The sequence below is a fragment of the Vibrio pectenicida genome (assembly GCA_024347015.1).
Classification (GTDB): Bacteria; Pseudomonadota; Gammaproteobacteria; order Enterobacterales; family Vibrionaceae; genus Vibrio; species Vibrio pectenicida.
In genome coordinates, this window is the sequence record AP024889.1 from 2,715,585 (window position 1) to 2,741,196 (window position 25,612).

Consider the following 25,612-nt stretch of genomic DNA (forward strand, 5'->3'; position numbering starts at 1 on the left):
TTAAAATGCCAGCCTTCACTATGGAAAGTTAAGTTAAGCTTATGTTTAAGTTATATAAAAAACAAAGATTTAAACGCTTAAAGCACACTCTAATGCTAGCTTTTATGATACTAAGTATCACTCCTCTTACTGTTGTTGCTCTGTTTTTTTTGAATTCTCATAGCAAAGATCTCCAAGAACAAAGTACTTCACATTTAGTCTCTGTTCGTGACAATAAGCAACAACAGCTCGTAGACTATATGGCAGCTAAACAATCAGAAGTGATGGGGTTCGTTCGCTCTGAATTAGCCTATGCCAGTGGTGGGCGCTTTTATGGTTTGGTCAATGCCTTCCGTAGCTTGGGTATAGATATAGACCAAGCCCGTGACTATGCTCAGCAACGCTATGTCTTAGGTTCTGGCGATCAAATCAAGACTTCAATCCTTCCTCAATCTAGCCTGTATAATGGTACTGAACGATATCGCTTACTGCATAAGCGCTATCATAGAGCTTATGTCGAACTTCTAAAACGCTCTGATTTTGACGATATTCTACTGGTAGATTTAGAAGGAAACGTCACCTATTCAACTTTTAAACATGATAACTTTGGTACCAACCTACTTACAGGACGCTACAAAGACTCTCATCTAGGAGAGACCTTTCATAAACTAAAGGCTGAAGTGACTAAAGAACGTCAAACAAATGAGGAATACACGCCTGTTATCGTCTCCGACTTCAAAAACGACAACGACAAACAAGTTGCTTGGATAGGCGCCCCAATTATCCAACAAGGCTACCTCCATAGCTATGCCATGTTCCGCCTCCCTAATAACGAAATTACTAAACTTATATCTGATACAAAAGATATTTCCGAGATGAGAACCTTGCTCGTCGGTGAAGATCACTTGTCTAGAACGCTTTCTATACAGCAGCAAGATATCGACAATAGTTATCAAGTTGTTGAACAGGCATTTAATGGACAAACCAAAGTTGATACATACATCAATAAGTCAGGTGACGGTGTTATTGCAGCCTATAGCCCCATTTCTTTTAATGACGTAAATTGGGCAATTATCGTTGAAGTTCCTGAAAAAGTAGCATTCTCCCGTATCCATCAACTTGAAACCATTTTTATCTTGGCCATGCTTTGTGCCATAGTGTTAGTGATTCTTGCCTCCCACTACCTTTCTCAATTTATCACTGCCCCTTTACTCAAACTGACGTGGACAGCAGAAAAAGTATCAGCAGGAAATCTTGATGCTGATATTGTTAATACACAAAGAAAAGATGAAATAGGTCGACTTGCAGTCAGTTTCAAACGTATGCAACGTTCAATACGCGACAAAATATTGTTGATTGAAGAACAAAACAAAGAATTAGAAAAAAACCTTCAGCTAATCCAAAAACAAAATGAAGAGCTACAACTTGCTAACAGACTTAAAGATGAGTTTTTAGCAACAACATCACATGAATTAAGAACTCCACTACATGGTATGGTAGGTATTGCGGAAGCACTTATCTCTGGAGCCAACGGTCCAGTAACAGCAGATCACAAATACCAACTTAATATTATTGTCAATAGCGGTCAGCGACTGGCGACTCTGGTTGATGATTTACTCGATTACCACAAAATGCGTTATGGAAAGCTAGATATTGAAGCTAGGGCCGTTGATATTTCCGGTGCAGCTCGTTTAGTTTTAGAACTATCTTCACATCTTATCGGTACTAAACAAATCCGAGTGATTAATCAAATACCAGAAGAACAGCTATGGGCATGTGCCGATCCACAGCGCCTCGAACAAGTACTCTATAACCTGATTGGCAACGCCATCAAATATACCAATGAAGGTAAAATTGTCATCTCAGCTTGCCAAGTAGATGACAATATTCGTGTCCAAGTCGTAGACACTGGACAAGGTATTCCAGCAAACCAGTTAGAGCATATATTTGAACCACTGACTCAAGCAAACAGTGATAATGGGCGCTATCAGCAAGGAGCTGGGCTTGGCCTATCTATTTGTCGTCAATTGATCGACTTAATGAATGGTCATTTGTATGTGAGTAGTCAACCCATGGTAGGGACAACCTTTAGCTTTACCTTGCCAATACCAACATCACAACAAATAGAAGACACTCACCATACCCAAAGTATTCACTTTCAAGCTCCCGAAGTTATTAAGATCGAACCCTTTGAGCATTCCACGTTACTTGAAGACTCGCAAGCCCCCCTACTTTTAGTGGTTGATGATGAGCCAGTGAATTTACGTATTTTAGACAGTTTTTTACGCTTAGAAGGATATAGAATACGAACAGCCCAAAATGGTGAAGAGGCTATAGAGGCTATTCGGGATGAAAAACCAGAACTAATGCTACTTGATATCATGATGCCAGGAATGAGCGGCTACCAAGTTTGTGAAGCTATCCGTAAACAGTATGACCATGCTCAGTTACCAGTCATAATGTTAACCGCTTTGAATCAACCAGATGACCGAGTTAGAGGCTTTGAGGCCGGCACTAATGATTATTTATCCAAGCCCTTCAACAAGCAGGAGCTTGCCGCTCGAATTAAAGCACATTTAACTGCAAGTAAAGCAGAGCAACGTCGAGTTGAAAATCAACAATTAAAAGGTGAGATAAAACAGCGTGCCAAGGTTGAAGCCAGTTTGCTCGAAACACAAGGTCGCTTGCTCGAACAACTAGAGTCAGCACCGGAAGCTATTATATGCCTTAGAGAGGATAATAAAATCCGCTTTACTAACGAAGCAGCTTCACTTTTGTTTAGGCGTACAGCAGAGCAACTAAAACGCTCAAATGCGGATGAACTCATATCTCGAAAATTTCTTGAAGTTAAAAAAGCTCACTATTGCGGACCTATAGATGTATATGTAGACGAAGTTCGCCAATCTCTCTCTGCTGATATTGTTAGTCTTCCAAAAAATTCAGGATTTAAATCCATGTATATTTTTGATGTAGGAGGAAGCGTAAACACAACTCGATTGAATCATTTAGAAACAGCAGTCGAAGCGCTATCTAGCTACGCTTTTGAAGGCGATAAGGCCAAATTTCTCGAACTTAAAGAGCTTGGAGGCGAATTTACTCATCTAGTGGAAAGAGGCACTAATAGTGAGAAATCGAAACAAGAAATGATGCGCGACATACTCGTAGACTCTATGAATAGTGGGTTAGCATACTGGGAAAGAGTAACTGGCCAAAGCAAATTTGACTTCGCCGAACAAAGTGGTTTGTGGCGCGTATACCTAGATCGCAGTACATTACAGACTCGCACACTAGATAAGTACCTACGGCTAGAAACATTACCCAAAACACCTCGTTGGCGGACCGTGTTAAATTCACTAGAGTACATTCTTGAACATTGTAAAGAAATGACTCCTGAGCGAAGTCATATAGAAAACTTACATGACAAACTTCAACATTTGCTCACTAACTAAGGCGCGATTATTCTGGCACCTTTATCCGTTGTTAATATTATTTAAAATGCACTAGTAATCACAGTTTAAGCCCTTACTCAGTAAGCGTAATTTTCAATAACGTCAGATAAAATGAAACAAAGTTATTACTTTGAGAACATAATCACAATAAGACGGCAGAATCTCTTTTAAGCAAAAAGATCACTAAGAAAGACACTAGTGACAATGATCTCACAAACCAAAGTGTATCTCTAATACTTAACTTTACAAAGACTAAAATAGTTAGTGAGCACTAACATAAAATTATTTTTCCTACTAAAAACTCAGTTAACATCATGCCTAATGATCTCACAGTCGAAAAAATGGCGAGTTCTATTTAACGTTGTTAACGATAAGAAAGCCTATTTTAACGCTTTTAACGAGAAATAGAATTGCCTTATTTAATCCAAGGGTGTTTGCTTAATTGACCTAGTGCCTACAGGCCACTCTTATTAATCAAATGAATTTTCAAAGTGAATAATATTGAGGTAGATTCTAGAGAATGCTGAACATTGATAACACTTAATTTCATACGTGACTTGTAAGTAAAAAGAGTAAGGAACAGCTATGCTTGCCAATATAACGACAACAGTGCTAGCAACAGCCCTGATTACCACAACAACAGGGCTCAGTTCCGTTGCTGTGGCAACTGAGCGCAGTGAGCTAACCATTCACCCCAAAGAATTCTCCACGTTCGTGCGTAACTTCAATCCATATTTGGGAGCCACTCATTTACATACAACTTGGGACTTTATCTATGAGCCGCTAGTTGTATTTAATGAAATGCATGAAAACACCCCCATATTCCGTTTAGCGAGCAGATATTCAATGTCAGAAGATCTGACCAGCGTAACATTCGACTTACGACAGGGCATAAAGTGGTCTGATGGGCAAACGTTCGATGCTAACGATGTAGTGTATTCGTTTAACCTAGTAAAAAACACACCTGAACTTGATCAAAGTGGCATCAACTCTCGGGTTGTTGCAGTCAAAAAAGTTAACAACTATCAAGTTAGATTCCAGCTTACAGAAGCTAACTCTAACGCTCCTTATGAAATAGTAAAAGTACCCATAGTCCCAGAACATATCTGGAAAGGTGTCAAAGACCCAGCAACCTTTACCAATCAAAACCCCATTGGTTCAGGCCCCTTCACAGAGATAGATACTTTTACTTCCCAACTCTACATTCAATGCCGTAACCCAAATTATTGGGATTCTGATAACCTCGAAGTCGATTGTCTTAGGGTTCCGCAGATAGCTAACAATGATCAGTTCTTAGGTAAAGTTGTCAACAGTGAACTTGACTGGACCTCATCATTTATCCCAGATATTGATCGTACCTATGCCGCTTCTAACCCTAAACATCACTACTGGTATCCACCTTCAGGGACACAGGCTTTTGTCATTAACTTCAAAAACCCAGACCCAGCAAAACATGAAGCTCTAACCAACATAGATTTTCGCCGGGCATTCTCTATGGCACTGGACCGACAAACCATAATAGATATTGCCTTCTACGGAGGTGGGACAATCAATGATTTCGCCTCTGGGCTCGGATATGCTTTTGAATCTTGGTCTGACGAGAGCATTCATAATAAGTACAAAGCTTACAACACATATAATGTCAAAGGTGCTAAAGAGCTTTTACTGCAAGCAGGATTTAAAGATACCAATCAAGATGGTTTTATCGAGGCTTCATCTGGTAAGCCCTTCGAACTTTTGATCCAATCTCCTAACGGCTGGACTGACTTTAATAACACAGTTCAACTAGCTGTTGAGCAACTAGCAGAGGTAGGCATTAAAGCCAAAGCACGTACTCCTGATTTCTCTGTCTACAACCAAGCCATGCTTGAGGGTACATATGATGTAGCCTATACCAACTATTTTCATGGTGCAGACCCATATACCTATTGGAATAGTGCCTATAATTCAGCACTTCAATCTGGTGAAGGCATGCCACGTTTCGCCATGCACTTTTACCAAAACGATAAGCTAGATAGCTTACTCAACAGCTTCTACAAAACTGCCAACAAAAATGAACAATTGGATATCGCTCATGGCATACAAAACATCATTGCCACAGAACAAGTTACCATTCCTGTTTTATCTGGTGCGTACATGTACCAATACAATACCACTCGTTTTACTGGCTGGTGGAACGAGGACAACCCCAAAGGACGCCCTAACATTTGGGCCGGTATTCCTGAACGTCTGCTTCATGTGCTGGATTTAAAACCGGTACAGTAGGGATAAGTCTATGCAGCGCCTTAAGCTCTAGTCGCTGCTTTCGTTTCCATAATCTTATTAAGTTATAGGTATATGGCGTATGTTGTCAGGACAACCTGCATCTTGATATTAATCAATGACAAGAAAACTGACATGAGCTTAGCCAAACAAGGAAATAAGCAATGGGTTATTTTTTAAGGCGATTATCATTTTATTGTATCGCACTTTTGGTTGCAGCTACCCTCAACTTTATTATTCCACGAGCTATGCCTGGTGACCCAGTGACCATGATGTTTGCCAATGTCTCGGTTCAAGTTACACCTGAACGAATTGCAGCTATGAAAGAGCTTCTAGGTTTTGTCGACGGCGGATTATTTATTCAATACATAGCCTATATGAAAAACATTCTCAGTTGGGAATTAGGTACTTCTATTCAGTTTTACCCATTACCGGTGAGTGAGTTGCTTGGCAGTGCATTCGGCTGGTCACTTTTTCTCGCAGGAAGTGCCGTTATCCTCTCTTTCTCTTTAGGGTCAATTCTAGGAGTCTATGCTGCATGGAAACGCGGCAGTAAATACGATGCATTTATTACACCTGGGATGCTAATCATCCAAGCCGTACCTCAAGTGGTCATAGCCATGATTGCCATGTTTGTCTTTGCTATTAATTTGAAGTGGTTTCCTACCAGTTATGCATATACCGCAGGAAATACTCCAGACTGGACAAGCTGGGAATTCTTAAAAGACGTCGCATACCACGCATTACTCCCCCTGTTCTGCGCTTCAATTATTCAGGTTGGAGGTTTCTTGGTTAATATGCGCAACAATATGATCAACTTACTTGCCGAAGACTACATCACTATGGCAAAAGGCAAGGGCCTCAGTGAACATAGAATCCTATTTAATTACGCTGCACGTAATGCACTACTTCCAAGTGTAACCGCTTTATCTATGGCTCTTGGTATGGCTATTGGTGGACAGCTGATCATAGAGATCATTTTTAATTATCCTGGGCTAGGTTCTGTTCTTTTTAACGCAATAAAAGCCCGTGATTATCAAGTTTTACAAGGGCAGCTACTTATTATGACTTTGTTTATGCTGTTTTTTAATTTATTGGCGGACATCTTATATGTCACTCTCGATCCTCGCCTACGTCAAGGAGATCATTGATGATAAAAAAATTCATCAAACTTATCTGGGGCAATCCTTTGGCTTTGTTCGGTAGCCTTATTATCAGTATCTTTCTATTTATAGCTCTAGCGGCCCCTTTACTTAGCAAGCATGCTCCAAACAAGCGAACCGGAAATCCCCACGAGTACCCATCTGGTATAGTAAAATTCGCCCAACTTTACCCAGATGGTTGGGTTGCTAAAAATCTTGCAACAGATAAACGCACATTGATCATGTCTAAGAAAACAGACCATATTCTAGGAACAACACGTATGGGGCGAGATGTATGGTCTCAATTTGTTCACGGTGCACGAGTTTCCTTGGGTGTTGGATTTGGAGCAGGCATTAGTGTCTGTTTTTTTGCCACCGTTATTGGCATATCAGCAGGATATTTCGGTGGGCGCATTGACGATTTATTAACCGCCGCAATGAATATCATGTTGGTCATCCCTCAATACCCTCTTTTGTTCGTTCTCGCGGCATTTATCGGTGAAGCAGGTCCACTAACTATTGCTCTCATCATTGGCTTAACTGCTTGGGCATGGGGAGCCCGAGTCATTCGCTCGCAAGCTCTGGCCCTGCGTGAAAAAGAATTTGTAAAAGCCGCACAGGTTTTGGGCGAATCATCATGGCGAATTATCTTCGTCGAAATATTGCCGAATCTAATTCCAATTATCGGGGCAAGTTTTATTGGTTCTGTTATGTACGCAATTATGATGGAAGCCACGATATCTTTTCTCGGCTTGGGTGACCCAAACACCGTCAGTTGGGGCATTATGCTTTACAACGTACAAACGTCTTCATCGATGCTAATTGGTGCTTGGTGGGAACTATTCGTACCCTGCGCTGCATTAATCCTTCTTGTCACTGGTTTAGCCCTACTTAATTTTGCTGTTGACGAAATTGCTAATCCACAGTTGCGATCCCACAAAGGGTTGAAACGCTGGAAGAAGTTATCCCAGCAAAATCAAAAGGAGCAACTGTCTAAATTTGAACCACACAATGCGCTATGGAGCGGAGATAAATAACTATGACTAGCCCACTCATTTCCATCCGCCATCTTTGTGTAGACTACATTACAGACGCAGGTGACGTGCGTGCTTGTAGTAACGTCAGTTTTGATATTGCTCCTGGAGAAGTATTTGGCTTGGCTGGAGAATCTGGCTGTGGTAAATCCACCGTGGCCTTCTCACTGATGCGCCTACACAAACCACCTGCTTTTATCACTGCAGGAAAAATACTCTTCAATGGTGAAAATATTCTCAGCTATAGCGACAGTCGTATGCGGGCTTTTCGCTGGAGCGAAATGTCTATGGTCTTCCAAAGTGCAATGAATGCCTTAAACCCAGTCTTAACAATGGAAGACCAATTTTGCGATGTCATTATGTATCACACCAATATGACTCGAACTCAAGCCTGCAAAAGGGCTGAAGAGTTGCTTGAAATTGTTGATATCCACCCTAGCCGCTTAAACGATTACCCACATCAATTTTCCGGTGGTATGCGTCAACGTCTCGTGATTGCAATTGCACTCGCACTCAACCCAAAAATGATCATTATGGACGAACCAACCACGGCCTTAGATGTCGTGGTTCAAAGGGAAATACTGCAAAAAATCTATGCCCTGAAAGAAGAATTTGGCTTTGCGATTCTATTTATCACCCACGATCTGTCACTCATGGTCGAGTTTTCTAATCGAATTGGCATTATGTATTCGGGTGAGTTGGTGGAAATCGCGCCATCAGAAAAAATTCTCCAAAAACCTTACCACCCTTACACTGAAGGATTAGGACATTCCTTTCCTTCATTAACAGGCCCCAAAACCAAACTTACAGGAATACCGGGCAGTCCATTAAACCTGTTAGATATACCTATGGGCTGTCGTTTCCAAGCACGTTGTCAACAAGTTCATGACATTTGCACCAAAAAAAGTAACTCACTTAAACTAATAGAACCAAATCATTTCTCAAATTGCCACCTCTACGGTGACCCTATAGCCCAATTCAAATGTTAGTTTGAAACTATTAAATAACAATTGGAGATGATAATGAACAAAGAATATGGACAACTATTAATAGAAGGAAAAAATCTTATCAAGGATTTTCCAATTAATAGCACTGCCTTACAACAGCCAATCATGCGCGCTATTAATGGAGTATCTTTCAAAATGTACAAAAGCCGTGGCCTTTCAGTAGTAGGCGAGTCAGGCTCTGGAAAATCGACAACGGCTAAAATGATTGCCAAAATGTATGCTCCAAACTCAGGTTCAATCCAATACAAAGGAAAAGATCTTGAGTCTATTCGTTCCCGTTCACAATTAATGAACTTTCGAAAAGGGGTCCAAATGGTTTGGCAAGATCCATTTGGTTCACTTAACCCCACTCACAATATTTTCCATCATATAGCACGCCCTCTGCTAATACATAAAAAAGTAACACCCATTAATAAACAAGAACTTAAAGATCGAGTATACGCACTGTTAGAACAAGTTGGGCTCATTCCAGCTAAGGAAACCGCAGAAAAGTTCCCTCACCAACTTTCTGGAGGTCAACGCCAACGAGTTAACTTAGCACGTAATATTGCGGTGGGAGCAGAGGTTATTTTGGCCGATGAACCCACCTCTATGCTCGATGTCTCCATCCGTGCTGGTGTGCTGAATCTGATGGAAGAGATGAAGTTTGAGAAAGCAATGTCACTACTCTACATCACCCACGACATAGCAACAGCACGTTATATTGCAGAAGATCTCGCGGTCATGTACGTCGGTCATATGGTTGAGTGGGGAGACACAGAAGAAATAATCCATCACCCTCAGCATCCCTATACACAACTACTTATTTCAGCCGTACCAGATCCCAGTAAATCCATTCATGAAAAATTAAAAGGCAATAAAGGGGAAATCCCTCTTTGGACTCCAAACTCTGTGGGCTGCCCTTTTTCTGATAGGTGCCAACATTCCACCAGCCAATGCAAAGAAGCACTGCCAGCAGTCACACAACTGTCAGACAATCATTTTGTGCGCTGTTATTTGTACCAAAAATAGTATCAGTATCTTTAAAGGAATATGAATAAAAAGTCAGAGGTTTTAATGCAGATACTTACAAACCATATCGGCTATGAAAGGCTAGGATCTAAGCAGGCTATTTTGATGCTTGGTGACGTTACTATTAGTTCAAACTCTAGTGTTGAATTGATCAATGCCAATACTGAAAACTGTATCGATTGTTTCGTATTAGGAGAGAAAGTTCGCGTAGCAGAATGGCACCAAGGATACTTTTGCCATATTGACTTTTCATCATATCAAACTCCAGGTCATTATTATTTGCGTTTAGATCACTGCCGATCCTCACCGTTTCAAATATCAAGCGACCTACTATGTCAATCCACTCTTTCAGACGTAGTTCATTACTTCAAATCTCAACGTTGCAGCGGTATTTACGAACAACATGATCGGCATATTCGCTTATTCAATAGCAAAATACACATTGATGTGCATGGCGGCTGGTATGACGCATCAGGAGATGTTAGCAAATATTTAAGCCACCTTTCTTACGCTAATTATCTCAATCCGCAGCAGACACCAATGATTGTATGGAATTTAGCCAAAGGGATTGAACTTCGCCAAAAAACTAAAAAAAACCAAGATTTTATGGATGAAAGAATGACCGATGAGGCCTTATTTGGTGCTGATTTCTTGATGAGAATGCAACATAGCAGCGGCTACTTTTATACTACCATTTTCGACCAATGGTCAAAAGAACCACATAAAAGAGAAATATGCTCATATTCGACTCAACAAGGGCATAAATCTGAAGATTATCAAGCAGGATTTCGCCAAGGTGGAGGCATTACGATTGCTGCACTCGCTGCAATCGCACGACTTAAAAGGGAAAGTGACTATAACTCTCGTGACTATCTCAACGCGGCAATATTAGGTTATGAACACCTAAAAGAGTATAACCACTATTACCTCAATGATAGACAAGAAAATATTATTGACGAGTACTGCGCGCTCATTGCCAGTGTGGAATTGTATAAAACAACCAATCAACTCTGCTACTTAGAAGAGAGTCGAACTTGGGCAATTCAACTGGCAAAACGCCAGTGCTCAGATAAAAACATTCATCACTTCTGGTCAGCTAATAAAGATGGTTCGCGTCCTTATTACCACCCAGTAGAGGCAGGCCTTCCCGCTATCGCCTTAAGCGAATATCTGAATGTTGAGACGCAGCATCATCTAAAAGAGCCTATTATAAGAACTCTGATCCAATCATGTTACTTCGAGCTTTCAATCACTCACAAGGTATCCAACCCATTCGGCTACCCACGCCAATATGTCAAAGAACTACATCAAGACAAAAGAGATACCTTCTTTATGGCACAAAATAATGAGACCGGCTACTGGTGGCAAGGAGAGAATGCACGTCTCGCTTCATTGGCTGTGATGGCTTACTTTGCTCAGCCTTTTATCGAAGATATTGAGCTAAAAACAAAATTAGCATTATACGCTCAGCATTCGATTGATTGGATACTAGGCCTTAATCCCTATGACATGTGCATGCTCGATGGCCATGGACACAATAACCCTAACTACCTACCTCAACTTGGTTTTTATAATGCGAAAGGTGGTATTTGCAACGGTATTACCGCCGGAGTAGACACCCCGCAAGGCATAGCATTTACCCCTCCAACTCATCAAAACGATATGTTACATAACTGGCGATGGGGAGAACAATGGCTACCTCATAGCGCATGGTACTTACTGGCGATCATTGCCCAAGCAAATCATTTCCGCCACATAGAAGGAAGCTAATATGAGTCATTATTATGTTGGTGTTGATGGCGGAGGAACCTGTTGCCGCGCTAGGATAAAAAATCATCACGGAAAATTAGTTGGAGAAGCGAAAAGCGGCAGTGCCAACATTTTATTGGGCGTAGGGCTTGCACTTAATTCAGTGATTGAAGCGGTAACAAACGCAGCCAATAACGCTGGACTTGATGATACTCAATTACCACTCATGCATTTAGGCCTAGCGCTTGCTGGAGCAGAACATAAAGCCGCTTGGTATGAATTTATGTCTCAACCACACCCTTTTGCTTCTGCTGTACTCAACACTGATGCTTATGGTGCTTGCCTAGGTGCACACAATGGACATAGTGGTGCCATTGTTATTGCTGGGACTGGATCGTGCGGTCTTTATTTATCTGGGACAAAGCAGCATGTAGTTGGTGGGCATGAGTTTCCGATCTCAGATCAAGGTGGGGGCGCAATTATGGGATTAAGGTTAATTCAACAAGTGATACTCGCCTCTGACAACATGCGCGACAAAACCCCGCTTTTTCATGACATTATCGAACACTTTAATCACGATATTAGCGAAATCGTCATTTGGTCTAAACAAGCACTTCCGCGTGATTATGGCCAATTTTCTCCTTTAATATTTAGACATGCGGCTCAAGGTGATCCACTGGCAATGTCGCTACTTAAACAGACTGCAAGTGATATTGAAATGTTAATTCAAGCACTTGTTAAAAAAGGGGCGACACAGATTTGTCTGATGGGCAGCATTGCCGAACGCATAGGCGACTGGCTTGCCCCAGACATACATCAATGGCTTTCTGAACCGCTTTCTGATGCGTTGGAAGGAGCCTTGATGTTTGCTGAACAGCCACAACATAATTTGTATTCTAGGAGAAATCATGGATTACCGTCTTGAACTTAGTGTACTCTCTGAAGATCAAAGTAGCAGCCTATTGGGTCTAACTTTATACAATCTATCAGGTTCCACTCTTAGCAACTGGTCTTTACAGTTTATTTTTGAACGCTTTATCCAGCCCGCGAGCTTCATTAATGGCCATATAAAACAGGTAGGAAGTTTTTGCGAGATCGTTACAGATAGCTGCACAATAGCCAATAATGCATACTATTACTGTCAGTTTAATATTGATTCATTGCCATTACGTTTCTATTCTCATGGAATTAAAGAGGCCTTAATTGTCGACCTCAAAGATAAGCTAAAACTACCCGTTGTGGTGGAACCTATCACTCTCGCCTCGACTCATTCCTGTCAGTCTCAATTGACACCTCCTAAAAAAACAGACAGCGGATTAATCCCTAAGCCAAATAAAATCATATATCTAGATGGTAATATAGCCCTACCTAACTCAGAACATATGACCGTTAAAACTTCTTTGGCAGAAAAAGCAGCAGCTTGGTTAAAAAAAGAACTCAATGATACTTTCAGACATCAAAAAAAAATTAAGAATCAAAATGATATTACCTTTGCATATCACCCAAACCTAAGAGAGTCGCACTATCACTTACTAGTAGATAGCAATGGTATAGTACTAGAAGCAAGTACACCCTGCGGATTTATCCATGCCTGCGCCACCTTAATACAGTTAATTAAAAAAGTAGATGACAACTTAGTCGTTCCTTGGGTCAAAATTTTCGATCAACCGCGATTTACTTATCGCGGTGTTATGCTCGACTGCGCTCGACATTTTCATTCTATTGAAACCATCAAAAGATTGATTAATCACCTAGCCTATTACAAATTTAACCAATTTCACTGGCATTTGACTGATGATGAGGGATGGAGACTGGAGATCAAAGCTTTTCCACAACTAACAAAAATAGGATCTAAGCGCGGTCAAGGCTCTGAGTTAGAGCCTCAGCTAGGTCATCTAACTTCAACCTATGGTGGTTACTATACACAACAACAAGTACGTGAAGTCATTACCTATGCCGAGGCTCGTGGGATTAGCGTCATCCCAGAAATTGATATACCGGGCCACTGCCGTGCAGCAATAAAGTCGCTCCCCCATTTGCTGATAGATCCAAGCGACTCCTCACAATATCGTAGCATCCAAAACTATACCGATAATGTTCTTTCTCCCAACCTAAGCGGGACCTATCAATTTATCGATAGGGTATTAGAGGAAGTTGCTATTCTATTTCCCTCACCTTGGATCCATGTTGGATCAGATGAAGTACCTGAAGGGGTATGGGAGAAAAATTATAATTGTCAGGCTTTAATGACCCACAGTGGTTATGAGAATATCTCTGAACTTCAGGGACATATTCTCCATTATGCCGAGAAAAAGTTAACCAGTCTTGGCAAACGTATGCTCGGCTGGGAAGAGATCAAACAGGGTAACAAAGTCAGTAAAGATACGATTATTTTTTCATGGCAAAATGAAAAAGCCGCGCTAGATTGTGCAAAACAAGGCATTGACGTTGTCCTTCAGCCAGCCCAAGCCACTTATCTCGATATGGTACAAGACTTTTCCCCTCACGAACCGGGAACTAACTGGGCAGGAGTTCTTACCTTAGATAAAGCCTACCAATATGAGCCTGTAGCTGAAATTCCTGAAGATAGTCCAATCTATAAACACATTCTCGGTATTCAGTGCGCATTATGGTGTGAAAATATAAGCGACCAAACAAAAATAGATTACATGTTGTTTCCTAGGCTGACAGCTATTGCTGAAACTTGCTGGACATTTAAGCAACAGCGTAATTGGCCAAATTATCAGGCAAGACTAAAGCAACATTTTTGGTTAATGGATAAACAACATATTAATTATCGTTATCCATGGAAACAAGCTTCACTCGCTTACTATGACTGAAAACTATTCCAAACTATGGTACAAACCACTGCTCAGTGAGGACAAATAGTTAGGCTGCTCAAATTAAATCCTTTATCGCAGCCTAACGAAAAAAGCTAGAATGCAAGTACACCTTGTGTTTCAACTTTGACAGAAACAGGTTGGCCAATTGATAGAGGCTCAGATGAGCTAGCTAATAACTGGCTGCCACTAGCATCAATCACATAGCGGCAATGGTCACCCATAAACTGTTGCTCAAGAACCGTAACACTACTTTGCTCGGTAGCACTAATCTGGACATGTTGTGGACGCAATAACAATTCACAGTGAGCATCTATACGAATATCTTGCTGTGCCTTAGCCTCAACGAGACCCAGTTCAGTTTCAAATTCACGTTCAGAAATACGCTTTGCTAACAGATAACTTCCACCACCCAGAAAATCTGCAACAAATTTACTCAACGGCTGATAATACAGTTCGCTTGCCGTTCCATACTGTTCGATAACCCCATGATTCATAACAGCCATTTTATCGGCAAAGGCAAACGCTTCTTCTCTGCTATGTGTCACAAAGATAGCGGTAACTCCCTGTTGCTTAAAGATCTTGCGGATCTCACCGATCAATTCATGACGAACCTGAGTGTCAATATTCGAGAATGGCTCATCGAGTAATAGTAAATCTGGCTTATAAGCTAATGAGCGAGCAATTGCGACACGTTGTTGCTGCCCACCTGAGAGCTGATGAGGATATCGTTTTTCATATCCGGTGAGGTGAACCAATTCCAACATTTCTGATACTTTAGCTAACCTAGCTTGCTTGCCAAAAGTCTTTAAGCCAAAGGCCACATTCTCTTCGACCGTTAAGTGAGGAAATAAAGCGTAGTCTTGGAATATCATACCAATGTTACGCTGTTCCGGTGGCTGCCAACAACGACCATCATCGATAAGGATCCCATTGAGACTCATAGAACCTGAGCTAAGTGGCAGTAGGCCTGCAATAGCCTTAAGCAAAGTCGTTTTTCCACAGCCACTTGCGCCAAGCAAACAAACTATCTCGCCATGCTTTACATCCAAGAATAAGGACTCCAGAACCGTCGTCTGAAGATCATATTTACAGGTTAAATTAGTGATAGATAATGCACTGCCCATCAATGTGTATGCTCCAGCGAACGGTTAACCAAAACAAGTGGAATCAATCCAACTAAGACCAATAATACCGCAGGTAATGCGGCCAACTCTAGTTGCTCATCGGAGGCAAAGTTATAAACATAAGTTGCCAGTGTTTCAAAATTGAAAGGTCGAAGTAATAAGGCTGCATTGAGCTCTTTCATCGATTCGATAAATACCAATAAACCAGCAATCAAAGCTCCACGGCGAATGAGAGGAAAATGGACACGCCACAGCATCTGATTAGAATTGCAGCCCATAGTGCGTGATGCCATATCAAGTGAAGGGGGCACCCTATTAAGGCTGCTTTCAATACTACCGATCGCAACAGCAGAGAACCGCACTGTTAGTGCAAAAATCAAGGCAAACATAGATCCTGAGAAGATGAGCCCAGGCTGTCCTAAGTTCATTATTTTAGCCGTATCATTCACAATATGATCCATAAATAAAACAGGCACCATAACGCCAATCGCCAAAACCGTTCCTGGAACAGCATATCCCATGGATGATAGGCGCATAACTGCCAAGCTTTTACCGTTATTGACCAAACGATGATAAAAGTTAACGACCACTGCAACAGCAACACCAATAAGAGCTGCCGAAAATGACACGTACAAGCTATTAAGGGCATATTCGCGAAACTCTGGGGTCCAACTTTGGTAAAAATATTGATAGGCGTAAACAATCAATTGTAAAAGAGGTAAGAAGAACGCTACAGCCACCAAGCCCCAACACCAAGTCAATGCCAACCATTTTTTCCAACCTTGCAATTGATAACGAAAATCTTCACTACTGTTAAATTGATTTTGGAATAGCTTTTGCCTCCGTCGACTATAACGTTCAGTACTGAGCAGTAAAATAACGAATATCAACATAATTGCTGAAATCTTTGCAGCAGCAGTAAGGCTTGAATATCCTAGCCAAGTGTCGTAGACAGCTGTTGTTAGTGTATTAACCGCAAAGTAGCTTACGGTACCAAAATCACCAATGGTTTCCATCGCAACCAGCGATAAGCCAACTGCAATTGAAGGTCTAGCGAGTGGTAATGATATTCGACGAAAACTTTCCCAAGGCGAACATTTGAGTAATCGAGCCGATTGCAATAAAGAGACATTTTGCTCCATAAAAGAAGCACGACATAGTAAATAAACATAAGGGTATAATACTAATGCCAGAACAAAAGTCGCACCTGGCAGGGTCCTAATATCAGGAAACCAATAGTCCCCTATTCCCCATCCCATAGTATTACGAAGAAATATTTGGACTGGCCCTGCAAAATCGAGCCAATCGGTGAAAATGTAACCAACAATATAGCTTGGCATCGCCAAAGGTAAAACCAAAGCCCACTGTAAAATACTCTCACTCGGTATACGACACATCGCCATTATCCAAGCTGAGGGGATCCCAAAAATAGCTGACAGAAACATAGTCCCTGCAGCCAAAACAACAGTGTTAAGAGTATACGTTGGCATCACTGTAGACATAAGGTGAGAGAAGAGTTCGTCTGTCTCACCAATAGCGGTCATAAATATCGCCAAGATCGGCAAAACCAGTAGTAGAGCTAGCATCCCACTACTGGTTTTCCACAAATATATTTTCTCTTTCATCGCCCAACAATCATAGATGCGTATATAGACAACGCACCTTTAACACGCTCAAAGGTATTTTATACCCTTATATAATAGTAACCTCAAGTTACTCGGGTAAAGAATCATTTTAGGCTGAACAAAAGAAACGTTACATATTTACAGATCAAACTTCACTTCATCTAGCAGTTTGATAGCGGCAGCATGATGATCAGCGATTTCATCCAGAGGGATACTATCCGCTTTGAAGTCCCCCCAAGACGCAACAAGCTCGGAACGCTTAACCCCATTTTTAACGGGATATTCGTAGTTAACTTCAGCGTACATGCTCTGGGCTTTGTCACCAGATAAAAACTCCATAAGTTTTAGAGCATTGTCTTTGTTCGGTGAATACTTAGCCATTGCCATGCCAGAAATATTCACATGTGTACCAGTGCTTTTTTGATCAGGGAAGTTAATGTAGACAGCATCTGCCCAAGCTTTCTGTTCTTTATCATTATACATTTTACCTAGATAGTAACTGTTACCTAAAGATACATCACAAAGACCTTCTTTAATCGCTTTAACCTGAGCACGATCATTACCCTGAGGCTTGCGCGCTAGGTTCGCTTTGACACCCTCTAGCCACTTCTTAGTTTCAGTTTCACCTTGATGAGCAATCATCGATGAAACTAATGAAATATTGTAAGGGTGTTTACCACTACGAGTACAAATTTTTCCTTTAAATTCAGGCTTAGCTAGATCTTCATACGTAAAGTCATCACCAAGTTTACCAATACGATCACGTGAAGAATAAACACTACGAGTTCTTGTGGTTAGTGCAAACCACTCATTATCTTCATCTTGGTATTGCGCTGGAATGTTCTTCTCAAGCACGTCACTATTCACAGACTGAACCAAACCTTTCTCTGTTAGTTCGGCCAAACGGCTAATATCTACCGTTAAAATCACATCCGCTGGACTATACTCACCTTCTTGAGTCAACTTTTCCGCTAACCCTTTTTTAGCAAACTTAACGTTCACTTTTACGCCCGTTTCTTTAGTGAACTCGTTGAACATAGGCTCAACTAGGAAAGGTTGACGATATGAGTAGACGTTCACTTCTTCAGTTTCACCAGCTATTACTGTCGGTGCTATAGTTACACACGCCAAAGCCGAAAGAGTCAGCACTTTGTTCATTGGTTCAGTCCTTTAATTTCGTAATGATAACGTTTATCAGTTGCGTTATTATATGTATCACGATTTAGAACTCAATCATTGAAACCAGAAAACCTGCCATTAGTGGCAGGTTTTTGAGTATTTTATTTGTAACATGTTATGACTTATTTTAAGCTCACAAACTCTGGATAGGCCCCAACGCCACAATCATGCAAATCCATACCCTCAAGCTCTTCCTCTTCAGAGACGCGAATGCCAAGTGTTACTTTGAGTATCGACCATATAGCCAAACTACTCACAAATACCCAAGTAAAAATAGTTACAGCACCAAATAACTGTATACCAAAACTTGCTTCACCATTACTCAATGGCACAATCATCAAACCAAAAAATCCACATATGCCATGTACCGATATAGCTCCGACGGGATCATCTATCTTAAGTTTATCCAATGCAATGATGCTAAATACCACCAAAACACCGGAAACAGCACCAATAGCAACTGAATACATTGGTGATGGAGACAAAGGATCTGCAGTAATGGCAACCAAACCAGCTAAAGCACCGTTTAGAACCATAGTAAGATCCGCTTTTCCCCATGTTGTTTTACAAACTAACAATGCCGAAAATGCTCCTGCTGCTGCCGCTGCATTGGTGTTTAGGAAAATTTTTCCAACCGCTGTCGCATTAGAGAAATCCGATACCATCAGCTGAGATCCACCGTTAAACCCAAACCACCCAAACCATAAAATAAAAGTACCTAGGGTTGCGAGTGGCATATTCGAGCCTAGAATAGGATAAATCTCACCATTTTTGCCATATTTTCCACGCCGTGCTCCCAGCAGTAACACCCCAGCAAGAGCAGCAGCAGCTCCAGCCATATGCACAATACCTGAACCAGCAAAATCACTAAATCCAGCTTGTGATAGGAAACCACCTCCCCATGTCCAATACCCTTCCATTGGATAAATAAATGAGGTTAGTACCGCCGAAAAAATCAGAAATGACCACAGCTTCATCCTTTCAGCAACCGCGCCAGAGACAACAGACATCGCCGTGGCAACAAACACGACTTGGAAGAAAAAGTCCGACTCTAAAGAGTGGTCAGCACCAGCAGTTTGCGATCCGATTAGAGCTCCAATGGATGGCAACCAACCTCCCTCAGTATTATCAACATACATAATGTTATACCCAACAACGAGATACGTGGTACAAGCAATTGCATAAAGGCATACATTCTTAGTTAATATCTCAGTAGTATTTTTTGAGCGCACTAGACCTGCTTCTAACATAGCGAATCCAGCCGCCATCCACATGACAAGCGCGCCCGAAATTAGAAAGAAAAAAGTATCTAGTGCATAACGTAGCTCAGTTACCGTAGATGTGAGTTCCATTGTATCTTCTCCATTCCTTGAATTCTCAAAGCGCTTCCGCATCCATTTCACCAGTACGTATTCGTACTGCTTGGCTTAAGTCGTAAACAAATATTTTTCCGTCACCTATTTTGCCAGTGTGTGCAGCTTGAGATATGGCCTCAACAACGCAATCGATATTCTCTGCATGAGTCGCAATTTCAAGCTTAACCTTAGGCAAGAAGTCGACTTGATATTCAGCGCCGCGGTAAAGCTCGGTATGACCCTTTTGCCGCCCAAAGCCTTTTACCTCTGATACTGTCATTCCTTCTATACCCACATCTGCTAAAGCTTCTCTCACATCATCCAATTTAAATGGCTTTATGATCGCATTAATGATTTTCATCTTACCCTCTCGAGGCTGACATAATTACATCCATTAATCCAAGCTGCGTGCCAACTTATTAAGCAATTGATATATAAAGACTTGATTTTTTATGTAGGCTTAGAAACACAAATGGCGCACCACATTGGTGCGCCATTTTCACTACTTTGAAGCAAATGATAAATCAGACTATCTAGCAGGTGTGTATAATATTTTTCTATTATTTTTATAATTTCTTGGGCTCATTTCCCATGCTTAGTATTAAAATTATCGAAAGATTTAATTTTTAATGGGTTAGGCTTAAATCTATCACTCTATCTGCACTAGCAATCGTTTCTGGGCGATGAGCAATGATGACCCGAGTAATCTTCATGTTTGAAATGGTTTTGTTGATTTCTTTTTCCAGTTTCACATCTAAATGACTGGTAGCTTCATCCAAAAACATCATCACAGGGCGTTTATAAAGCGCACGAGCCAAAACTAAACGCTGCTTCTGGCCACCACTTAATGTTGACCCCATTTCTCCTACTAAGGTATTGTAACCCATGGGCATATCAACAATATCTTGATGCAAGCCAGAAAAATACGCACATTGTTCAACAAACTCCATATCTGGTTTTTCAGAAAAAAAGTGAATATTTTCAGCTAACGTACCCATAAATAATTGCTCGTCTTGCATAACAGTGGCTATTTGGGTACGTAAGTTGGTGAGACCGTAATCTATGAGGTTTTTCCCATCGATTAAGATCTCACCTTTTTGAGGTGCGAGTAACCCTATCATCAATTTTAGTAATGTCGTTTTTCCTACACCACTTGGCCCAATAATAGCCACTGACTCGCCCGCATTAATAGTAAGAGAGAGATTATCAAAAACAGGATCAGAGAAATCGGAATGTTGAAATTGGATATTTTTAAGTTCAATGTTTCCTGTAATGTTTGGTGACGAGGTATCCGAGTAAAATACATTATCTTTATTTGTAATTTCTTTTTCAGTGAGCAGTACTTCTGAAGCACGTTCTAAGTGAACACTGATCATTCGATACTCAAATATAAAGTCAATAAAGCTAGTAACGTGTGTAACAAACATCTCTCGATAGGACACAAATGCCATAAACATACCGAGTGTGAATTGCCCGTTAATTACCAATGAAGCTCCCACATACAAAATGACTAAACGTTCAGCTCCAAAAATTAATTCATTGGCCTTGGATTGCCAAAAATTTAAACGCTCATTTTTTATCGCTATATTGATGGTTTTTATAGCCAAATTTTGCCACAAACCTTGTCGTTGAACTTCTTTTCCATAGAGTTTGATTGCTTGCATAGAGCGCAAGGTTTCCATTAAATTGGATTCCTTCTTAGCTTCAGCAACAAGGCTCTCCATCGATAATTGACGTTGTTTAGGATAAAAAAGACAGCGTATCGCAACATATATCAATAGCGCTGTAACAATCACTATAAATAGCATCGGAGAGTATATTAGCAATACTACACTGGTCACTATGCCAAACAGAACATTTAACATCTGTTCGGGAATAGTAAAGGCCAACAAAGTCTGAATAGGCGTAAGAGATTGAATTTTTGATAGAATATCTCCAAGATGTCGATTTTCAAAAAAACTCATTGGTAAGCGTAGCAGATGATTGAGCATGTTTGCTTGCATCTGAAAACTAAGCTGATGTCCAAATCGTTGAGTAACAAAATCTCTTAACCATCCGGTAAATAGTTGGAACAATACGATTAACGCTAAACCAATAATTACCACATTAAGCATATTTAAATCATTGGTAGCTATAATGCTATCAGTTATTATCTGCATTCCGTAGGGGGATATTAGCCCTAATAATTGAAGAATTAGGGCTAAACCAAGCAAACTAAAAATAAACCCGCGAGCACCAACCATACTTTTCCAAAAATCACGCAATTGGATAGTTTGTTTGATTTTTGGTGGTTTAAAAGAGCGAGTAGGCACCAACTCTAGAGCAACACCTGTAAAGCGGTCACTAACTTGCTGCATATTCAGTGTCACTCGGCCACAGGCAGGGTCAAGAATAGTGATGCTATCTTTACCAACTTTTTCGAGCACCACAAAATGTGCCATTTCCCAATGAAGAATGCAGGGGGTTTGCAATTCCGAGAGTTCATCCAAATCAGCCCTTAAGCCTCGTCCTACCATCCCCACATGTTCAGCCATGGATAAAATATCTGCCATAGTACAACCCTTCATCGACAAGCTAAATTGTTGCCTCAAGCTGACGATATCGGTATCACCATGATAGTAATTTAAAATCATTCCTAAACAAGCAAGACCACACTCAGCCGCTTCCGATTGTAGTAGGGGTTGAATATGCTTTTTGGGGTTAAATTCTATGTTTTCAGTGGTCATTTTTTGATACTCAATAAAGGCTCAAACAACCAATACCATATGGGTTGACGGTCAAGGATGATATCTGCTGAAAAGATCATACCTGGCTTTAGTACGACATCTTTACCATGCAATCGAGGACGAGCCTCTGAAAGTTCGGCAGTCACACGGTAGACAGGAGATTCAGTGGCGACTAGAGCATTTAAATCTTGGGGAAGCAGGACGTGGTTCGATACTTTAGTTATGGTCGACTGTTGAAAACCAAACCGTTGATAAGGAAATGCATCCAATTTAACTTTTGCCATTTGGCCAACTCGAATAAAGCCAATTGATTCTGATGGAACAAGTAGTACGGCCTCCAATTGGCTCTCTTTAGGAAGCAGGTGCACAAGTGGTTCATGTGCATTTATTTGCTCGCCTAATTTATGGTGCACTCGAGTCACTGTCCCAGATTGCGTTGCCACTAACCAGTATCGTTGCAGACTTTCAAACTCGATTTTCTCATGGTTAAGGCGACTACGTTCAGCTTTCAGCTGTTGATGTCGTTGTTGGTACTCAGTCGGTAAATTAGCTGCTTGCATGTCCAAAGATTGCTTCCTAGCGGTAAGCTCTGACTCTGTGAGCAACAAACGGTTAATGTTACCTTGAACATCGAGCACTTGAGACTCTTGCTGCTCAACATCGGATCTTGCCACCAAGTTTTTCGACAGTAACTCACTCATATTATTTAGCTTGCGCTTGGCAATAGTGAATTGCTTTTCGACCACTTTTTTTGTGTTATATAGTCGAGAGAGCTGCTCAGTAATTGCGTTTGATTCGGCTTGTAATTGGTGCTGCTTTTCATGAAACTCTTGGTCAGAGAGACTCAATAGAGCGTCAATAGAACCGAGCCTTGTATTGAGTTCAAGCAAACGCCCATGATGCAGTTCATTATCATGGTTTAGGGCGTGCTCATTAACAATTTCCAGCAGAGGTGTACCTTTTTCCACCCATTGCTGCTCTTCAACTAAAATTTGTTGAATTTGCCCTTGCAGTGGCGCTGTATAGCGCATGATCCCTGAAGACGGCTCTAAGTAGCCATGAACTTTTGCCTTTTTATTTATTTTCCCAAAGGTAATAAATAAAAGCATACCAACAAAAATTAGAAATAAACAAAAAGCAAGTATTTTATAGGCTCTAGGATGCTTCAGAAAAACATCACCAATATTGGTGTTTTTTTGATAATCGAGAGCTTCTTTTCTAAAAAGCATAGGAATAATAAATATCTATTTTTTATATCTTTAACATCAAAAAAAACATATCACAAATAGATAATACTTATAATTAATTACCAAATTATAAAAACACCCAATAGCCTGTATTAGAAACAAAGACACAACATTTTCACAATAATCATTCACTTATAAATAAACTAAAATTAGTCTTCTTACCATTATCAAAAAAATAAAAAAAAATTATATTGACATATTAATCATAAAAACTCTCAATTGTTAAAGTGTCTTTTTTTGTAATAGCCTCGGTATCGGTTTGATTTATATATGTAAAAGTCATTCTTACATAATCTTTATTTAAATTTAATTAGGAGTTATAAAATGAAAGATTTAAAATTAGATACTTTATCTGAAGTTTCTGGTGGCGGCTGCTTTGACGGCTTAATTAATTCTGTCTCTAGATATTTTGCAGCTAAAGCTGTATCAAATAAATTTAATGATGCAGCTAATAATATAACTGACAAACTTCCTACTAGTGCTATTCCTACTGATGCTCTTAGCAGCGTAACAAGTAAGTTAGGAAATCCAGGAAGTATTCCTAACCCAGTATCAGATATAGGATTCTCAGGATCCATACTAGGTGCAGCAAAAGGTAATCTTTTCTGATAATTCTGGTCGAATGTTATCTCTAGCCGAGCTCTTTGAGCTCGGTTTTTCGAATAAATTAGAGGCTAGTGTATTAGAAAAATAACACTTAAGTTTAAAATGTTATTTTTATTTCACGCATATTGAATATGGCATTATATGAAAAATTTAAAATTAGACATATTATCTGAAGTTTCTGGCGGTGGTCCTGACAATATAAAATCAAAATTCTCGCTTTTTTCAAAGGTTGTAGGAGCTTTTTCAAGCTCAAAAAATACTAAAAGTAACAACATGCAACAGGAACCTATAATGGTAGGAGTACATCTGAAGTCAGAATATCAGACTCCGACTGAGATAAAAGCTATGCATGATGGTAAGTTTTATACTTACTAATTATTAAATATCAAACTAGATCTTAGAGCTAATTTTAAGGATAAATAAAATATTCGCTATAGATTTGGAAGAGACACTTTCCTTTTAGTGTTTTATTAAAAAAATATTACATATGGTATTATGAGATGAAAAATATAAAATTGGATATCTTATCCGAAGTTTCTGGCGGAGGTTTAGAATTTCTTTTATGTGGCGTAGACTCCAAGTCAAAAGAAAACTCCTCTCAAGACAGCTTATTATTAAGTAAAAGTCAACTTTGTGAAGTTTTAAATATAGAGATAATGAAAAAATAAATGATAAAACGATAAATCCCAAAAGTTATTATTCTATTGCAGAGTCTCTCACAGGACGTTTACCGTCAAAGACAACTTGATATTTAACGTAAAGGTAAACAAAAAAATAAAGGACTCATTAATATAATATGCCCTTTTTATCCATGGTAAAAACGCAAGCATTTATATTTATTTCTGCTGCAAAAACGCTTTCCACTGCTTAAACAAAGACATAAAGTCGTCTAAACCGCAAGAGGCTGTACTTTCGCTATCGTAATAATTCAGCTCACTATCTTCCAGTATGACTTCACCATGTCCCAACACGTTTTCTTCTGCTACCACTTCATCACCTTGAATAGTCAGCGATATTTCACACCCCATAAACCTGTGTTCTAACAGTGGCGATTGTTCTACTGCCTGTAATAATTGCTCAATCTGCTGTATTTTTTGCTTGTCTTTGCCAATTTCTTCTTCAAGCCAGCGGCCAAGGATTTCATGACCCATACTCGGCTTAACATAGTATTTCCCCATTAGTGTGTTGCGGATAAATTCAAATTCCATCATATCGGCCTTATACAAGAGTAACGCGGAGTATATAGAGGTCGCTTACAAAGCTCAAAAAAAAGC

Annotated in this window: 20 protein-coding genes; 12 read left to right on the forward strand and 8 right to left on the reverse strand. The window is 40.2% G+C overall.

Annotation, left to right across the window (positions count from 1 at the left end; translation table 11 throughout):
* Nucleotides 1-41: 41 nt before the first annotated feature.
* The 9 genes from OCV27_RS12410 (at nt 42) to OCV27_RS12450 (ending at nt 14,473) form a co-directional block, all read left to right on the forward strand.
* Nucleotides 42-3,428, forward strand: coding sequence for a response regulator (locus OCV27_RS12410; RefSeq protein WP_125321416.1), 3,387 nt, complete (start codon nt 42-44; stop codon nt 3,426-3,428).
* A gap of 585 nt (nt 3,429-4,013) precedes the next feature.
* Nucleotides 4,014-5,693, forward strand: coding sequence for an ABC transporter substrate-binding protein (locus tag OCV27_RS12415; protein WP_125321414.1), 1,680 nt, complete (start codon nt 4,014-4,016; stop codon nt 5,691-5,693).
* 161 nt (nt 5,694-5,854) lie between these two features.
* Nucleotides 5,855-6,841, forward strand: coding sequence for an ABC transporter permease (locus OCV27_RS12420; protein ID WP_125321412.1), 987 nt, complete (start codon nt 5,855-5,857; stop codon nt 6,839-6,841).
* 2 nt (nt 6,842-6,843) lie between these two features.
* Nucleotides 6,844-7,869: an ABC transporter permease gene (locus OCV27_RS12425; RefSeq protein WP_125321438.1), complete on the forward strand. Its 1,026-nt coding sequence runs from the start codon at nt 6,844-6,846 to the stop codon at nt 7,867-7,869.
* A gap of 2 nt (nt 7,870-7,871) precedes the next feature.
* Entirely contained in the window at nt 7,872-8,855 is a 984-nt protein-coding gene (locus tag OCV27_RS12430; protein WP_125321411.1) for an ABC transporter ATP-binding protein, read from the forward strand.
* Nucleotides 8,856-8,888: 33 nt separating this feature from the next.
* A complete protein-coding gene (locus OCV27_RS12435; RefSeq protein WP_125321409.1) occupies nt 8,889-9,884 on the forward strand; it encodes an ABC transporter ATP-binding protein in 996 nt (331 codons plus the stop codon).
* Between the two features lie 45 nt (nt 9,885-9,929).
* A complete protein-coding gene (locus OCV27_RS12440; RefSeq protein ID WP_125321407.1) occupies nt 9,930-11,654 on the forward strand; it encodes a glycoside hydrolase family 9 protein in 1,725 nt (574 codons plus the stop codon).
* A 1-nt stretch (nt 11,655) separates the two neighbouring features.
* Nucleotides 11,656-12,558 carry a glucosamine kinase nucleotide-binding domain-containing protein gene (locus OCV27_RS12445; RefSeq protein ID WP_125321405.1) on the forward strand — a complete coding sequence of 301 codons (903 nt, stop codon included), beginning with the start codon at nt 11,656-11,658 and terminating at the stop codon, nt 12,556-12,558.
* Nucleotides 12,542-14,473, forward strand: a complete 1,932-nt coding sequence (locus OCV27_RS12450) for a beta-N-acetylhexosaminidase (RefSeq protein ID WP_125321403.1) — start codon at nt 12,542-12,544, stop codon at nt 14,471-14,473. Before OCV27_RS12445 ends, OCV27_RS12450 begins: the two co-directional genes overlap by 17 nt.
* Before the next feature lie 95 nt (nt 14,474-14,568).
* Here OCV27_RS12450 and OCV27_RS12455 read toward each other — a convergent pair whose 3' ends face one another.
* The 7 genes from OCV27_RS12455 to OCV27_RS12485 form a co-directional block, all read right to left on the reverse strand.
* Nucleotides 14,569-15,600: an ABC transporter ATP-binding protein gene (locus OCV27_RS12455; RefSeq protein WP_125321401.1), complete on the reverse strand. Its 1,032-nt coding sequence runs from the start codon at nt 15,598-15,600 to the stop codon at nt 14,569-14,571.
* Nucleotides 15,600-17,225 carry an ABC transporter permease gene (locus tag OCV27_RS12460; protein ID WP_125321399.1) on the reverse strand — a complete coding sequence of 542 codons (1,626 nt, stop codon included), beginning with the start codon at nt 17,223-17,225 and terminating at the stop codon, nt 15,600-15,602. The genes OCV27_RS12455 and OCV27_RS12460 overlap by 1 nt, the downstream gene beginning before the upstream one ends.
* A gap of 138 nt (nt 17,226-17,363) precedes the next feature.
* Nucleotides 17,364-18,383: a Fe(3+) ABC transporter substrate-binding protein gene (locus OCV27_RS12465; protein WP_125321397.1), complete on the reverse strand. Its 1,020-nt coding sequence runs from the start codon at nt 18,381-18,383 to the stop codon at nt 17,364-17,366.
* A gap of 143 nt (nt 18,384-18,526) precedes the next feature.
* Nucleotides 18,527-19,756 carry an ammonium transporter gene (locus OCV27_RS12470; protein WP_125321396.1) on the reverse strand — a complete coding sequence of 410 codons (1,230 nt, stop codon included), beginning with the start codon at nt 19,754-19,756 and terminating at the stop codon, nt 18,527-18,529.
* Between the two features lie 25 nt (nt 19,757-19,781).
* Nucleotides 19,782-20,120, reverse strand: coding sequence for a P-II family nitrogen regulator (locus tag OCV27_RS12475; RefSeq protein WP_125321394.1), 339 nt, complete (start codon nt 20,118-20,120; stop codon nt 19,782-19,784).
* A 265-nt stretch (nt 20,121-20,385) separates the two neighbouring features.
* Nucleotides 20,386-22,485 carry a peptidase domain-containing ABC transporter gene (locus OCV27_RS12480; RefSeq protein WP_337969075.1) on the reverse strand — a complete coding sequence of 700 codons (2,100 nt, stop codon included), beginning with the start codon at nt 22,483-22,485 and terminating at the stop codon, nt 20,386-20,388.
* Nucleotides 22,482-23,714 (reverse strand): HlyD family secretion protein, encoded by a 1,233-nt coding sequence (locus tag OCV27_RS12485; RefSeq protein WP_337969076.1) that lies wholly within the window; start codon nt 23,712-23,714, stop codon nt 22,482-22,484. The genes OCV27_RS12480 and OCV27_RS12485 overlap by 4 nt, the downstream gene beginning before the upstream one ends.
* Nucleotides 23,715-24,056: 342 nt before the next feature.
* Here OCV27_RS12485 and OCV27_RS12490 point away from each other — a divergent pair, with 342 nt between their 5' ends.
* The 3 genes from OCV27_RS12490 to OCV27_RS12500 all read left to right on the forward strand — a co-directional run bounded on the left by OCV27_RS12490 (nt 24,057) and on the right by OCV27_RS12500 (nt 25,006).
* Entirely contained in the window at nt 24,057-24,341 is a 285-nt protein-coding gene (locus tag OCV27_RS12490; protein ID WP_125323501.1) for a hypothetical protein, read from the forward strand.
* 138 nt (nt 24,342-24,479) lie between these two features.
* Nucleotides 24,480-24,713, forward strand: a complete 234-nt coding sequence (locus OCV27_RS12495) for a hypothetical protein (protein ID WP_337969077.1) — start codon at nt 24,480-24,482, stop codon at nt 24,711-24,713.
* A 125-nt stretch (nt 24,714-24,838) separates the two neighbouring features.
* Complete coding sequence (locus OCV27_RS12500; RefSeq protein ID WP_337969078.1) at nt 24,839-25,006, forward strand: hypothetical protein; 168 nt, start codon at nt 24,839-24,841, stop codon at nt 25,004-25,006.
* A 168-nt stretch (nt 25,007-25,174) separates the two neighbouring features.
* On the opposite strand, the gene OCV27_RS12505 is transcribed toward OCV27_RS12500, so the two are convergent.
* On the reverse strand, nt 25,175-25,546 hold the full coding sequence (locus OCV27_RS12505; protein ID WP_125319731.1) for a YacL family protein: 372 nt from the start codon (nt 25,544-25,546) through the stop codon (nt 25,175-25,177).
* Nucleotides 25,547-25,612: the final 66 nt, after the last annotated feature.